Origin of the sequence: Dactylosporangium sp. CS-047395, assembly GCF_050942185.1 — a bacterium.
GTDB lineage: Bacteria > Actinomycetota > Actinomycetes > Mycobacteriales > Micromonosporaceae > Dactylosporangium.
In genome coordinates this window covers 5645787-5659763 of the sequence record NZ_CP192015.1, presented here as the reverse complement: position 1 = coordinate 5659763, position 13977 = coordinate 5645787, and the positions used below count along the sequence as shown (strand labels likewise).

The window sequence follows — 13977 nt, the reverse complement described above, 5'->3', positions numbered from 1 at the left end:
CCACCGGCTCCGACCCCCGTGCAACCGTCATGGGACGACCGTACCGGCGACGTCTGACAGTTTTCGCTCAAGTGGGGCCCGGAACCTGGGAGTCACCCGCACGCCGCCCAGCCAGCCCTGCAGTTCATCCGCGGCGCGGGCGACGGCCTTGCGCACGGCGGGCGTGACGTCCTCGGTGAACTCGGTCGCGACCCGGCCCGATGCCTGCTGGCCCCAGCCGCCGACGATGCGCCCGTCGGACCAGATGGTCGGTCCGGCGTTTCCGGTGCGGTCGAACAGGGCGGGTGCGTGCGGCCCGAGGTACCAGAGACGGCTCTGAAACCCCATGACCGTCGGGTCGAGGCCCGGCAGCAGGGCCACCCACGGCCCGGGGTCGTCGACCGGGCCGGTGTCGTCGGGCAGCACCCAGCCGGTCTCGCCGCCGTCCAGGGACACGTCCACGGCGGCCAGGTCCCGCAGCGCCGCCTTCGTGTGCGTCATGGTCCAGCCGGTCCACCATTTCAGGTCCGCGGTGGTACCGGGTCCGAAGCGCGCCAGCCACGCCCGCGCCAGCTCGGCCCGGGCGGCGGCGGGGTCGAGCTCCGGCAGCGGCTCGGGGAGCCAGTCGGGCAGGCACGACCACGCGTACTGGCTGCTGATCCACGTCCCGACCGGCCGCCCGCGCACGATCCGCCCCTCGGCCGCGAGCAGGAACAACACCCGGCTGGTGACGTACTGGTTGCCCTGCGGGAACACCATCAGGGTGCGCAGCCGCGGCTCGTCGCCGGCCAGCTGCGCGGCGGTGGCGCTCCCCCGGCGGCGCAGCGCCTCGTACGTCGACTCGGAGACGTCCTGCAGCCACGCGGCGTCGCCGACCCCGGTCTCGGCGAGGTGCTTGAGCAGCAGGCGGCGCTGCTCGGCGGCGACCGCCCGGGTCGCACCGGCCTGCACGACCGCGGCGAACCCGGCCGGCACCACGAACATGGTGCGGCGCATGCCGAGCATCCGCAGCAGCGACCGCCGCTCGTACAGCGCCGCTTCCAGGTCCGCGACGAGGGGGCGGTGCAGCCGGGCGGCGACGGACAGGTGCACGGTCGCCGGGTCGGTGGCGTGCAGGGCGACGAGGTCCGCGGCGACCTCCTCCGCCGTTTTCCCCGGGTGTACCGCACCGGCCAGGCCGTGCCGCACCGCCAGCCGGGCGCGCCGCTGGGCGGTGTCGATGTGCAACGTCACACGCACCACGATGCCGCTCACGGTCGCCAACTTGTACGATCGTACTAGTTGCCGCGTCTGGGGAGGTCGTCGTGGCGTACGTCATGCTCGGATTCGCGATCGCCGTCGAGGTGGTCGGCACCAGCCTGCTCAAGGCCACCGAGGGATTCACGAAGCTCTGGCCGACGGTCGGCGTGCTGGTCGCCTACACGCTGGCGTTCCTGTTCATGGCCCAGTCGGTGAAGCAGGTGCCGGTCGGCGTCGCGTACGCGATGTGGTCCGGCCTCGGGACCGCCGCCATCGTCGCGATCGGCGCGGTCTTCCTCGGCGAGCCGCTCAGTGTGCTGAAGGTGGTGGGCGTGAGCCTGGTCATCGCCGGTGTCGTGGTGCTGAATCTCGGCGGCGCGCACTGACGTGGGTACCAGCAAAGATCCCGAAGGCCGCAAACGGGCGCTGGCCGAGGCCGTGGTCGCCGTCGTCGCCGAGGTGGGCGTCGGGCGGGTCACGCACCGGATGGTGGCGGCCCGGGCCGGCGTGCCGCTCGGCGCCACCACCTACTACTTCCCGACGCTCGCCGACCTGATCGCGGCCGGCCTGGCGCTGGTCAGCGACTCGACCACCGGCGACCTGGACGAGTGGCGGGCGGCGATCGAACACGCCGGCGACCTCGCCGCGGTGCTGAGCCGGCTCGTCGCGGAGTACCTGGCGGACCAGCCGAAGGCGCTGCTCGAGTACGAGCTGTACCTGGCCGCCGCCCGCGTGCCCGAACTGCGGCCCCTCGCCCGGGCCTGGCTCGACGGGGTGCACCAGCTCCTCGCCCCGCGGACCGGCGACCGCGCCGCCCGGGCCGTCAGCGCGCTGATCGACGGTGCGATGCTCCAGGCCGTCGTCACCGGGGATCCCCTCGATGCCGGCGGCCTGGAAGCCGCGATCCGCTCGCTACTGGAACGTTGATCCCTCGTCGGCCATGCGCAGCAGCAGCGGCGGCGGGGTGAAGCGCTCGCCGTACCGCTCGGCCAGCTCGTTCGCCCGGGCGATGAAGCCGGGCAGGCCGCCCTTGTACTGGTTGACGTACTGCAACACGCCGCCCGTCCAGGCCGGGAACCCGATGCCGAGGATCGACCCGACGTTGGCGTCGGCGACCGAGGTCAGCACGCCCTCGTCGAGGCACTTCACGGACTCGAGCGCCTCGGCGAACAGCATCCGCTCCTGCATGTCCGCGAACGGGATGCCGGTGCTGTTCGCTCCGGGCTTCGCGAAATGCTCCTTGAGACCGGGCCACAGGCCGGTGCGCTTGCCGTCCGTGTACTCGTAGAAGCCCGCCCCGCCGGAGCGTCCCGGCCGGCCGAAGTCGTCGACCATGCGGTCGATCAGGTCGTCGGCCGGGCTCGGGGTCCAGGTGCCGCCGCCCGCGACGATCGCCGCCGCCGTCGCGTTGCGGATCTTCTGCGGCAGGGTGAGCGTGAGTTCGTCCATCAGCTGCAGTACCGGAGCGGGATAACCGGCCTGCAGGGACGCCTGCTCGATCGACGGGGCCGGGACGCCCTCGGCGAGCATCCGCAGGCCCTCCATGGTGAACGTGCCGATGACGCGGCTGGTGAAGAAGCCGCGGCTGTCGTTGACCACGATCGGGGTCTTCTTCAGCAGCCGGACCACCGCCAGGGCCTTGTCGAGGGCCTCGTCGGAGGTGTCGGCGCCGCGGATGACCTCGACGAGCGGCATCTTGTCGACCGGGGAGAAGAAGTGCAGCCCGATGAAGTCGGCGCGGCGGCGGACCCCCTCGGCGAGCATCGAGATCGGCAGCGTCGAGGTGTTCGAGCACAGCAGCGCGTCGGGGGCGACGACGTCCTCGATCTCCGCGAACACCTTGTGCTTCAGGCCCGGGTCCTCGAACACGGCCTCGATGACCAGGTCGGCGCCGGCCAGGTCGGCGACGTCGGCGGTCGGGGTGATCCGGTCCAGCAGCGCCTGGTCGTGGCGGCGGCTCTCGGCGTACGCCTTGCCCTTGCGCGCGCCTTCGAGGGTGACGTCCTTGAGGACGACGTCGAGCCCGTTCTTCGCGCACACGTACGCGATCGCGGCGCCCATCATCCCGGCCCCGAGGACCGCCACCTTGCGGAACGCGACCTTCCCGCTGCCGCGCGAGTTCGCGGCCTGCAGGTCGAAGAACAGCGCCTTGATCATGTTCTTGGCGGTCTGGCTGGTGGCGAGCTCGGCGAAGTAGCGGCCCTCGATGACGAACGCGGTGTCGAGGTCGACCTGGGCGCCCTCGACGGCGGCGCAGAGGATGTTGCGCGGCGCCGGATACGGCGCGCCCTTGAGTTCCTTGCGCAGGGTGGCGGGGAAGGCGGGGAGGTTCGCGGCGAACTTCGGGTTGCTGGGGGTGCCGCCCGGGATCTTGTACCCGGCGACGTCCCACGGCTGCACCGCGTTCGCGTTGCCGGCGATCCACTCGCGGGCCCGGTCGACGAGGGCTTCGGCGGGCACGAGCTCGTGGACGAGGCCGACGTCGAGGGCTTTGGCCGGGCGGTGGCGCTGGCCTTTGAGCAGGACCTGCATGAGCGCCTCGGTGATCCCGAGCAGCCGCACGGTGCGCACCACGCCGCCGGCACCCGGCAGCAGGCCGAGGGTCACCTCGGGGAAGCCGATCTCGATGCGGCTGTCGTCGGCGACGATCCGCCGGTGGCAGGCCAGGGCCAGTTCGAGCCCGCCGCCGAGCGCGGACCCGCTGATCGCGGCGACGACCGGCCGGCCGAGCGTCTCCAGCCGGCGCAGCAGCGACTTGAGGTGCGTGGTGGACGCCATGATGTCGGCCGCCTGGTCCGGGCCGATGCTGCCGAGCAGGTCCAGGTCGCCGCCCGCGAACCAGGTCTTCTTGGCCGAGGCGAGGACGACGCCGGTGATGTCGACCTTTTCCGCGTACAGCCGGTCGACCACGGCGCCGAACGCCTCGGTGAACGCGGCGTTCATGGTGTTGGCGGACCGGGCCGGGTCGTCCATCGTGAGCAGCACGACGCCGTCCTCGCCGCGCTCGTAACGGATGATCTCCACGTCGCTCCCCCGGTTCACAGTCGCTCGACGATCGTCGCGATGCCCATGCCGCCGCCGACGCACATGGTGGCCAGCCCGTACCGCTCGCCGCGCCGTTCCAGCTCGTCGACGAGCGTGCCGAGCAGCATGCCGCCGGTCGCGCCGAGCGGGTGGCCCATGGCGATCGCGCCGCCGTTGACGTTGACCTGGTCCAGCGAGAAGCCCATGTCCTTGGCGAAGTGCAGGACGACGGCGGCGAAGGCCTCGTTCATCTCGACCAGCGCGATGTCGTCGACGGTGAGCCCGGCCTTGGCGAGGGCCTTGCGGCTGGCGGGCGCCGGCCCGGTGAGCATGATCAGCGGGTCGGCCCCGCTCACGGCCGCGGCGACGATCCGGGCCCGCGGGGTGAGCCCGTGCTCCCGCCCGGCCGCCTCGCTGCCGACCAGGACCAGCGACGCCCCGTCCACGATCCCGGAGGAGTTGCCGGCCGTGTGCACGTGCTCGATGCGCTCCACCCAGTGGTACTTCTGCAGCGCCACGGCGTCGAACCCGCCCAGCTCGCCGATCATGGCGAACGAGGCGGGCAGCGCGCCGAGCCCGTCCATGCTCGACTCCCGGATGTGTTCGTCCCGGTCGAGCACGACGAGCCCGTTGCGGTCCCGCACCGGCACGACCGACCGGTTGAAGTACCCGCCGGCCCACGCCTTCGCCGCGCGGGTCTGCGACTCCAGCGCGTAGGCGTCGACGTCCTCGCGGCGGTACCCGTCCATGGTCGCGATCAGGTCCGCCCCGATGCCCTGCGGCACGAACCCGGTGGCCAGGTTCGTCTCGGGGTCCATCGCCCACGCCCCGCCGTCGGAGCCCATCGCGACGCGGGACATGGACTCGACACCGCCCGCGAGGACGACGTCCTCCCAGCCGGCCCGCACCTTCTGCGCCGCGATGTTCACCGCCTCGAGCCCGGAAGCACAGAACCGGTTCAGCTGTACCCCGGCCGCTGTCTCCCCGAGGCCGGCGGCGATGGCGGCGATGCGGGCGATGTCGGAACCCTGGTCGCCGATGGGCGAAACGACACCCAGCACCACGTCGTCGATCCGTTCGGGATCGAGCCCGGGATTGCGGCGCCGCACTTCGTCGATCAGCCCGACGACCAGCGAGATGGGTTTGACGCCATGCAGCGAGCCGTTCTGCTTACCCCGGCCGCGCGGTGTGCGAATGGCATCGAAAACGAAAGCCTCAGTGCTCACCTACCGAAGAGTAACCAACGGGGTCGGGCCTCCACCAGACCGCCGGCGCGTCACGCTCCGGCGCGGCGGGCGGTCAGCAGCAGGTACTCCCACTCCATCGATCCGTCGGCGGCCCGGAACCGGCCGGCCACCTCGTCCAGGGCGGCGTCGAGCTCGGCGGTGCGCTGCGGGTCGTCGGCGTGCAGGCGGTACACGGCGACGGTCGGCCCGTAGTTGTGCTTGAAGTACTCCCGGAACCCGTCCGCCGCCGCGAACCGCTCGACGCGCACCGTCCGGGTCTGCGCGCGCACGTCCGTGACCCGCTCGCCGAGCAGCGCGCGGACATGCGCCTCGTCGCCCCACAGCGGCCCCGGCTGCGCACCGGGCGGCGGCGGCGCCGCGAACGGCTTCATGGTCGCGAACAGCTGCCCGACGAACCCGGCCGGCGTCCAGTTGATCAGGCCGATCGTCCCGCCGGGCCGGCAGACCCGGGCGAGCTCGTCGGCGGCCGGCTGGTGGAACGGCGCGAACATGACCCCGACGCAGGAGATCACGCAGTCGTACTCGCCGTCGGCGAACGGCAGCGCCTCGGCGTCGGCCTCGGCCCAGGTCAGTTTCGCGTCCTGCTCGTCGGCGAGCTGCCGCCCGATGTCGAGCAGCCGCGGCGTGAGGTCGCTCGCGGTGACGTCGGCTCCGGTGAGCGCGGCCGGGATGGCGGCGTTGCCGGTCCCGGCGGCGACGTCGAGGACCCGCTGCCCCGGCCCGATGCCGCAGGCCTCGACGAGCACCGGCCCGAGGCTCGGAATGATGTCGGCGGCGACGGCCGCATAGTCGCCCGACGCCCAGATGGCGCGGTGTTTGTCTTGCAGTGGTGTGGTCATGCCAGCACGCTAGGTTCGCGCCGGTGTCGGGAACTAGTACACGATCTGTACTGGAGCGCCGGGTCGCCCGGGTTCTACCCTTCCGGCATGGGAGCGGGCTACTACCAGTTCTGCCCGGTCGCGAAGGCGATGGAGCTGCTCGACGAGCGCTGGACGATGCTGGTCCTGCGCGAGCTGATGGCGGGCAGCGGCCGCTTCAACGACCTGCGCCGCGGCCTGCCGCGGATGTCGCCGGCGCTGCTGTCGAAGCGGCTGCACTCACTCACCGTGGCGGGCCTCGTCCGCAACGACGACGGCCGGTACGTGCTCACCGCCGCCGGTCTGGAACTCGCCCCGATCCTGGAGGCGATCGGCGTCTGGGGCGTGCGCTGGATCGGCGAGCTCGGCGACGCCGACCTCGACCCGAAGCTGCTGCTGTGGGACATGCACCGCCGGGTGGACCACGACGCCGTACCGCCGGGCCGGTCGGTCGTGGCGTTCGAGTTCACCGACGTGCCGAGCGCGCTGCGGCAGTGGTGGCTGGTGATCGCCGCCCGCGAGGCCGACGTGTGCGACGCCGATCCCGGCTTCGACGTGTCGGTGACGGTGCACGGCTCGCTGCGCCGCCTCACCGAGGTCTGGCGCGGCGACGTCAGCTGGCAGCACGCCCAGCGGGACGAGGCGCTGCGGGTGCGCGGCCCGGAACACCTGCGCCGGGCCCTGCCGGCGTGGTTCACGCTCGCGCCGTACGCGACGGCGGCCCGCCCCAGCTGAGCCTCTTTCCGCTGCGTGCAGGACCAGGTGCGGTTTTGAGGGGGCGTGGGTGGAGCGGAGCTCCCCCACTGTTCTTCAGGACATAACGGCGTAACCAACCGTGCCAGGGCGCCCATACAGTGCAATACCCTTCGGCCGGAGACGCACCGTACGCAATTCGGGGTGTACGGGCGCTTGTGGCAGGGGGATCGCACGTGATCGACGTGATCGTCGCCGGTGGTGGGCCGACGGGTCTGATGCTGGCCGCGGAGCTGCGGCTGCGCGGCGTGACGGTGGTGGTGCTGGAGCGCGACCCGGAGCTGACGAAGGTCGTACGCTCGATGGGCCTGCACGTGCGCAGCATCGAGCTCATGGACCAGCGCGGGCTCCTCGAGCGCTTCCTGGAGCACGGCAAGCGCCACGACAACGGCGGCTTCTTCGCCGGCATCGCCGGGTCGTGGCCGGACCGGCTGGACACCGCCCACGGCTACGTCCTCGGCATCCCGCAGACGATCACCGACCGGCTCCTCCACGAGCACGCGGTGTCGGTCGGCGCCGAGATCCGCCGCGGCTGCGCGCTGACCGGGCTGCACCAGGACGGCGACGGCGTGACCGTCGAGCTGGCCGACGGCGGCACCCTGCGGTCGCGGTACCTGGTAGGCTGCGACGGCGGCCGCAGCACCGTCCGCAAACTGCTGGGCATCGGCTTCCCCGGCGAGCCGAGCCGCGTCGAGACCCTGCTGGGCGAGCTGGAGCTGACCGCGCCGCCGGAGGAGGTGCTGGCGGTGATGACGGAGGTCCGCAAGACGCAGCTGCGCTTCGGTGCGGGCCCGATCGGCGACGGCGTGTTCCGGGTGGTCGTGCCGGCGGCGGGACTGGCCGGGGATCGCGACGTACCGCCGACGCTGGACGAGATGCGCCAGCAACTGGTGGCGACGGCCGGCACCGACTTCGGCGCCCACTCCCCCCGCTGGCTGTCCCGGTTCGGCGACGCGACGCGGCTGGCCGACCGGTTCCGGGCGGGCCGGGTGTTCCTGGCCGGCGACGCCGCCCACACCCACCCGCCGGCCGGCGGGCAGGGCCTGAACCTCGGCCTCCAGGACGCGTTCAACCTCGGCTGGAAGCTGGCCGCCGCGGTCGCCGGCTGGGCCCCGCCGGACCTGCTGGACACCTACGAGCCCGAACGCCGCCCGGTGGCCGCGTCGGTGCTGGACAACACCCGCGCCCAGATGGAGCTGATGTCGCTGGAGTCGGGCGCCCAGGCGGTGCGGCGCCTGGTGACCGAGCTGGCCCAGTTCGAGGACGTCCGCCGCCACCTCATCGAGAAGATCACCGCGATCGGTGTGCGCTACGACTTCGGCCCCGGCCCGCAGCTGCTGGGCCGCCGCCTGCGGGACCTGCCCCTGCGGGACCTGCCCCTGCAGCACGGCCGCCTGTACGAGCTGTTGCGTACCGGCCGCGGCCTGCTCCTCGACCAGACCGGCCGGCTGTCCGTGTCGGGCTGGGCGGACCGCGTCGACCACGTCGTGGCGGTGACCGGGCACCTCGAGCACCCGGCGGTCCTGCTCCGCCCGGACGGGCACGTGGCATGGCTCGGCGACGACCAGCAGTCACTCACCGCGGCGCTCCCGACATGGTTCGGTCCGGCCGCACCGCTCCCACCGGGTGTGACCGCCCAACGCCGCTGAGCCCGTTGCCGCGCTCGTGGCGGCTCTCGTAGCGGTGGAACAGCGCCCAGCACACGGTGAGGACGGCGGCGAACACGGGCAGCCACAGCAGCCGCGCGAACAGCCACGACGGCCCTTCCGGTGCGGTGTGCAGCCCGGGCAGCGGACCGGGCGTCAGCAGCGTGACCGCGAGCAGCGCCGTCTGATGCCACAGGAAGATCGTCATTGCGGAGCGGTTCACCGCGGTCACCGTCCGCCACGGCCGGTCGCGGCGCATGAGGCGATGCAACACCGGCATCAGCAGCAACGCGGCGCCGCACTGGGCGATCCCGAACGTGACGGCGGCGAGGGTCGGCGGGTTCAGGTTGGAGATGCCCTGCCCGGGGACGCCGACCATGGACACCGGGTAGCCGAACCACCGGGTCAGCGCCACCGTCGCGGCCGCCCCGCCGAGCAGCATCAGCCACGCGCTCGCCCGGGACCGCAACCGCCCCCGCGACCAGGCGGCGCCGAGGCAGAACGGCACCAGCCAGCCGGCCGCCAGGTTGACCCAGCCGATCCAGCCGGGCGCGCCCAGCCCGAACCGCCCGAGATCGACGGCCGCGACCACGGCCAGCGGCCAGCCGGGGTGCAGCCGCGCGACAAGCGGCCGGGCCATCGTGAGGGCCGCGAACACGAGCAGGAACCACAGCGGCGACGCGACCAGCTTCAACACGGTATGCGACCGGACCGCCGCCAGGAGGTGATCGACCACTCCGGCGCCGCTTGACGCGGCGGGCACGTACGACCACAGCGTCGCGGCGATGACCAGCGCGCTCCAGACGGCGACCAGCACCAGGACCGGCCGGAACAGCCGCTCGAGCCGCCCCGTCAGCCACCGCCCGTAGCCGCGCCCGACCCCTCGACCACCCCGACCGCCACGGTCGCCGGCGGAACCGTCCGTCTGATGCGGCGCCGGGCGGGGGCGGGCGGCGACGAGGCCGCCGACGAAGAAGAACAGGGCGAGGGTCTGGAACAGCCACGACGCCGGCGCGAGCCAGGGCACCGCGCGCAGCGGGCTGGCCACCCGGATCGTGTCGCCGTCCACGACGACGGCGGTGACGAGCCAGTGCCCGAGCACCACGCCGCAGATCGCGATCGCTCGCAGGGCGTCGACGGCGCGGTCACGGTCGGTTGACGGTGCGGTGGTCATGGCGGGACCGTACGAGCGCGACACGCACCGTCACGTCCCACCACGGAGCGATCTGCGGCTAGCTCTGCGGTATTACTGATGCCCATGGCGCGAATCCTGATCACCGGAGCGACCGGTTCCCTCGGCCGGCGCGTGGCGTTGCTGGCCAAGGCGGCCGGGCACACCGTGCTGGGCACCCATGTGCGGCCGTGGATCGAGGCGGTCCAAGGCCAGCCGGGCATCAGTACGACGAACAGCACGGGAACCAGCACGGGGATCGGCGCGGATTTCGCCGCGGCGATCAGCCCGGTCCGGCTCGACATCCGGGACCGGGAGGCCGTCGCCGAGGTCGTCGCGGCGGTCCGGCCGGATCTCGTCATCCACACCGCCGCGGGCCGGGACCGCAACGACTGGGTCACCAACGCCGACGGGGCCGCCAACATCGCCCTCGCCTGCGGCGACCGGGTCCGGCTGGTGCACGTGTCCAGCGATGCGATCTTCTCCGGGCGGGCCGGCCGGGAGTACACGGAGCAGGACCTGCCCGACCCGATCTACGCGTACGGGGCGGCGAAGGCGGCGGCCGAGACCGCGGTGCGGGCCATCGCACCCGGCGCCGCCGTCGTGCGCACCTCGCTGATCATCGCCGACGGGGCCGGCGGGCACGAGCAGCTAACGTACGACCTGCTGGCGGGCCGGATCGACGGCGCGCTGTACACGGACGAGATCCGCAAGCCCGTGCACGCCGACGACCTCGCGGACGCGCTGCTGGAGATCGGGGCCGGTGACTTCAGCGGGGTGCTGCACGTGGCCGGGGCGGATGCGGTGAGCCGGTACGACCTCGGGGTGCTCGTCGCCGAGCGGGACGGGCTCGACCGGGGCCGGCTCCGCTCCGCGTCCGGGTCGGGCCGCCCCGGCGACATCCGGCTGGACATCGGCGTGGCGAGCAAGATGCTGCACACGCGGCTGCGTGGCGCGTACGAATTCATGCGCGCGAGTGCGGTACCGAATTAGGGTGATCTTCCGTGAACGGTGTCCAGCTGCTCCTGATCATCGTCGGCGGAATCGCGGTCTCGGCGGTCGCGCACCGGAGGGGGGTGCAGCCGGGGCTCGTGGTCGTCGTGCTGGCGGCCGCGGCGTCGTTCCTGCCCGGGGTACCCCGGCTGGAACTGGACTCCGAGCTCATTCTGGCCGTCGTCGTGCCGCCGCTGCTGTACTCCGCGACCCGGAACGCGTCGTTCTCGGGGTTCTCGCAGAACCTGCGGCCGATCCTCACCCTCGGCGTGACGCTCGTGGTGCTCACCATGGGCGTGGTCGGGCTGGTCGGGAGCTGGTTGATGCCCGCGATCGGGCTGCCGGCGGCGCTGCTGCTCGGTGCGGTCCTGGCGCCGCCGGACACCATCACGACGGTGTCGCACGGTGACGAGCTGGGGCTGCCGCGGCGGGTGTCGGCCATCCTCACCGGGGAGAGCCTGGTCAACGACGCGACGGCGCTGACGCTGTTCGGGGTGGCGGCGGCCGCGGCGGGCGCCGAGGAGACGCTGATCGACAACCCGTTCCTGCTGTTCGGGTACACCGCGGTGCTCGGCGTGTTCGTCGGCGGCGTGTTCGCGCTCATCGCGCTGTGGCTGCGGCCGCGCCTGCACAATCCGGTGCTGGAGACGTCGCTGGCGCTGCTGCTGCCGTTCACCGCGTTCCTGACCGCCGAGCAGATCCACGCCTCCGGCATCCTGGCCGTGGTCAGCTGCGCGTTCATGTTCAGCGCGAACACGTTGCTGGACCCGAAGTTCCAGTACCCGACCGCGTACCGCACCCGGCTGCAGGAGGACGCGGTCTGGCCGGTCTTCGACTTCCTGCTCGAGACGTTCGTCTTCGCCTACATCGGGTTGCAGCTGCGCTTCGTCGTGTCGGACCTGTCGCACACCACCGCGAAGCCGGGCCTGACCATCACGTTGATTGCCGCGGCGGTACTGCTCGTGACGGTCATCGTGTTCCGCCTGGGCGCGGTGTGGCTGATGTTCTGGTGGTGGGACATGCGCCGCCGGGCGTTCATCCACCGGATGGATCAGGACCCGCGGTTCCGGGAACGGATCAAGCGCCGGGCGGAGTCGCGGATGGCCCGCCGCCGCCTGCAGCAGTCGGCCGGCGAGTGGCGGGGCCCGCTGGGTGCGCCGACGCCGCGGGAGTCGCTGATCGTCGGGTGGACCGGCATGCGCGGCATCCTGACGCTGGCCGCGGCCGCGGCGATCCCGCCGACGCTGCACAACGGCGAGCCGTTCCCGGGCCGCGACGCGATCCAGGCGATCGCGCTGTTCGTCACCCTCGGCACGCTGCTGCTGCAGGGCACCACGATCCGGACGCTGGTCCGCCGCCTCAACATCGACACGCACGGCGAGCGGGAGGGCGCCAACCAGTTGCTGGAGCGCGGCGAGTCGATGATCTGGGCGACGGTGACCCACAGTGGCCCGCCGGCTCCGGAGGACTTCGACCGGCAGCGGTCCGCGGTCGTCGGCGGCGTCGTGCGCGGCGAGCTCGACGACGACACGGCCCGCATCCTGGTCCACGACGTCGACCTGCACCAGGCGGCCGAGACGCACCTGACCCGGGAGGAGACGGCGGGTGTCGACGAGCCGGTGCGGCCGCCGCGCCCCGAACACCCGGGACAGCCGGAACACCCGGTGCCGCCCGGCTTCGACCGCATGTCGCCGCGCAACCGCGAGTTCGCCCAGCGCTACCGGGACCGGGCCCGCCGCGGCGGGCCGGGCCGCCTCGGACCATCCGGACCATCCGGACGATCCGGCGGCCGGTAGTTCGTGGCACGTACTACATGCCGTACGCTGGGCCGGTGACCACCGACGACGACACCGTGGACGCCCTGGTCCAGCTGTCCTTCCAGATCCAGCGCATCCTGGCCGCGGCCGGCGCCCCGCACGACCTGTCGGTCGTGCAGATCCGGCTGCTGGGCATCCTGCGTGACCGGCAGGTCGGCATGCTCGAACTCGGCGGCCACCTGGGCCTGGACAAGTCGTCGATCACCGGCCTGGTCTCCCGCGCCGAGAAGCGCGGCCTGGTGCGCCGCTCGCCGTCACCGTACGACGGGCGGGCCGTCCTCGTTGCGCTCACCGACGAGGGTCGCCGGCTGGCCGCGGACGGTGAGCGGGAGATCGGCCGCCGCGTCCTGGACCTCGCCGCGCACCTGTCCCCCGAGACCCGGGCGACCCTGACCAGCCTGGCGTTCTCCCTCGTCCGCGCGGGCACGGGCCAAAAACCGTAGACAGCGGGTGTACCGCACTGCCACGGTCACCCGCATGGACGTACTGCGCGCGCACGAGATCGCCGAGGCCGGGCACCGGATCCTGAACCCGCTCACCGAGGACAAGCTGATGCTGCTCGGCGAGCTCTGCCGCCTGCGCCCCGGCCGGCGCCTGCTCGACCTGGCCAGCGGCAAGGGCGAGATGCTGTGCCGGTGGGCGGACGCGTTCGGCATCGAGGGCCGGGGCGTCGACATCAGCACCGTGTTCGTTCCCGCCGCCCGCGAACGCGCGGCGGAGCTGGGGGTGGCCGACCGCGTGACGTTCGTGCTCGGCGAGGCCGCCCGGTCCGTCGACGCCGCGGTGGAGTCGGGCGAGCAGTTGGAGTACGACGTCGTGGCGTGCATCGGCGCGACCTGGATCGGCGGCGGGCTGGCCGGCACCGCGGACCTGATGCGCCGCGCGCTGCGCCCCGGCGGGCTGCTGCTCATCGGCGAGCCGTATTGGGCCGACGACACCCCGGACGAGGCCTACGAGGCGCTGTCGATGCCGCGCGGAGCGTTCACCACCCTCGCCGGCACCGGCGACCGGCTGCGGGAGGCGGGCCTGGAGCTGGTCGAGATGGTGCTCGCCGACGGTGACAGCTGGGACCGGTACGTGGCGTCGCAGTGGTGGACGGTCGACGAGTGGCTGCGCGCGAACCCGCAGTCCCCCGACGCCCCGGCGATGCGCGAGTACCTGGTGACGGCGCGTCGGACGCACTTGCGGTACCAGCGAAGGTATTTGGGTTGGGGCGTTTTCGTCTGCCGGGTGATCGACCGGTAACTTGCT

General features: G+C 72.7%; 13 protein-coding genes. 8 read left to right on the top strand and 5 right to left on the bottom strand.

The genetic code is table 11. The features are described 5' to 3' along the window. Positions 1-27 precede the first annotated feature (27 nt). On the bottom strand, positions 28-1233 hold the full coding sequence (locus ACQP00_RS26685) for a winged helix DNA-binding domain-containing protein (RefSeq protein WP_433199285.1): 1206 nt from the start codon (positions 1231-1233) through the stop codon (positions 28-30). A 50-nt stretch (positions 1234-1283) separates the two neighbouring features. On the opposite strand from ACQP00_RS26685, the gene ACQP00_RS26680 reads away from it, so the two are divergent. Both ACQP00_RS26680 and ACQP00_RS26675 read left to right on the top strand, forming a co-directional pair. Beyond that, positions 1284-1604 (top strand): DMT family transporter, encoded by a 321-nt coding sequence (locus ACQP00_RS26680; protein ID WP_433199282.1) that lies wholly within the window; start codon positions 1284-1286, stop codon positions 1602-1604. A 1-nt stretch (position 1605) separates the two neighbouring features. Beyond that, the gene (locus ACQP00_RS26675; RefSeq protein ID WP_433199279.1) at positions 1606-2145 is read left to right on the top strand and encodes a TetR/AcrR family transcriptional regulator; all 540 of its coding nucleotides are present in this window, start codon (positions 1606-1608) and stop codon (positions 2143-2145) included. Here ACQP00_RS26675 and ACQP00_RS26670 read toward each other — a convergent pair. The 3 genes from ACQP00_RS26670 to ACQP00_RS26660 all read right to left on the bottom strand — a co-directional run bounded on the left by ACQP00_RS26670 (position 2131) and on the right by ACQP00_RS26660 (position 6328). Then, entirely contained in the window at positions 2131-4191 is a 2061-nt protein-coding gene (locus ACQP00_RS26670) for a 3-hydroxyacyl-CoA dehydrogenase NAD-binding domain-containing protein (RefSeq protein WP_433223999.1), read from the bottom strand. The two genes, ACQP00_RS26675 and ACQP00_RS26670, sit on opposite strands and share 15 nt — an antisense overlap. A gap of 65 nt (positions 4192-4256) precedes the next feature. Then, positions 4257-5468, bottom strand: a complete 1212-nt coding sequence (locus ACQP00_RS26665; protein WP_433199276.1) for an acetyl-CoA C-acetyltransferase — start codon at positions 5466-5468, stop codon at positions 4257-4259. A gap of 50 nt (positions 5469-5518) precedes the next feature. Then, positions 5519-6328 carry a class I SAM-dependent methyltransferase gene (locus tag ACQP00_RS26660; RefSeq protein ID WP_433199273.1) on the bottom strand — a complete coding sequence of 270 codons (810 nt, stop codon included), beginning with the start codon at positions 6326-6328 and terminating at the stop codon, positions 5519-5521. A gap of 87 nt (positions 6329-6415) precedes the next feature. On the opposite strand from ACQP00_RS26660, the gene ACQP00_RS26655 reads away from it, so the two are divergent. Next, a complete protein-coding gene (locus ACQP00_RS26655; protein ID WP_433199270.1) occupies positions 6416-7081 on the top strand; it encodes a winged helix-turn-helix transcriptional regulator in 666 nt (221 codons plus the stop codon). Between the two features lie 194 nt (positions 7082-7275). Next, the gene (gene rox, locus ACQP00_RS26650) at positions 7276-8748 is read left to right on the top strand and encodes a rifampin monooxygenase (protein ID WP_433199267.1); all 1473 of its coding nucleotides are present in this window, start codon (positions 7276-7278) and stop codon (positions 8746-8748) included. On the opposite strand, the gene ACQP00_RS26645 is transcribed toward rox, so the two are convergent. Further along, complete coding sequence (locus tag ACQP00_RS26645; protein ID WP_433199264.1) at positions 8675-9919, bottom strand: acyltransferase family protein; 1245 nt, start codon at positions 9917-9919, stop codon at positions 8675-8677. The two genes, rox and ACQP00_RS26645, sit on opposite strands and share 74 nt — an antisense overlap. Before the next feature lie 78 nt (positions 9920-9997). Here ACQP00_RS26645 and ACQP00_RS26640 point away from each other — a divergent pair, with 78 nt between their 5' ends. Genes ACQP00_RS26640 through ACQP00_RS26625 form a run of 4 tightly spaced genes read left to right on the top strand, consistent with a single transcriptional unit; the run spans position 9998 to position 13971 of the window. Next, positions 9998-10909 carry an SDR family oxidoreductase gene (locus ACQP00_RS26640; protein WP_433199261.1) on the top strand — a complete coding sequence of 304 codons (912 nt, stop codon included), beginning with the start codon at positions 9998-10000 and terminating at the stop codon, positions 10907-10909. A gap of 11 nt (positions 10910-10920) precedes the next feature. After that, entirely contained in the window at positions 10921-12705 is a 1785-nt protein-coding gene (locus tag ACQP00_RS26635) for a cation:proton antiporter (protein WP_433199258.1), read from the top strand. A gap of 35 nt (positions 12706-12740) precedes the next feature. Next, entirely contained in the window at positions 12741-13169 is a 429-nt protein-coding gene (locus ACQP00_RS26630) for a MarR family winged helix-turn-helix transcriptional regulator (RefSeq protein ID WP_433199255.1), read from the top strand. 34 nt (positions 13170-13203) lie between these two features. Continuing rightward, positions 13204-13971 (top strand): SAM-dependent methyltransferase, encoded by a 768-nt coding sequence (locus ACQP00_RS26625; protein ID WP_433199252.1) that lies wholly within the window; start codon positions 13204-13206, stop codon positions 13969-13971. The last annotated feature ends 6 nt before the right edge of the window (positions 13972-13977 follow it).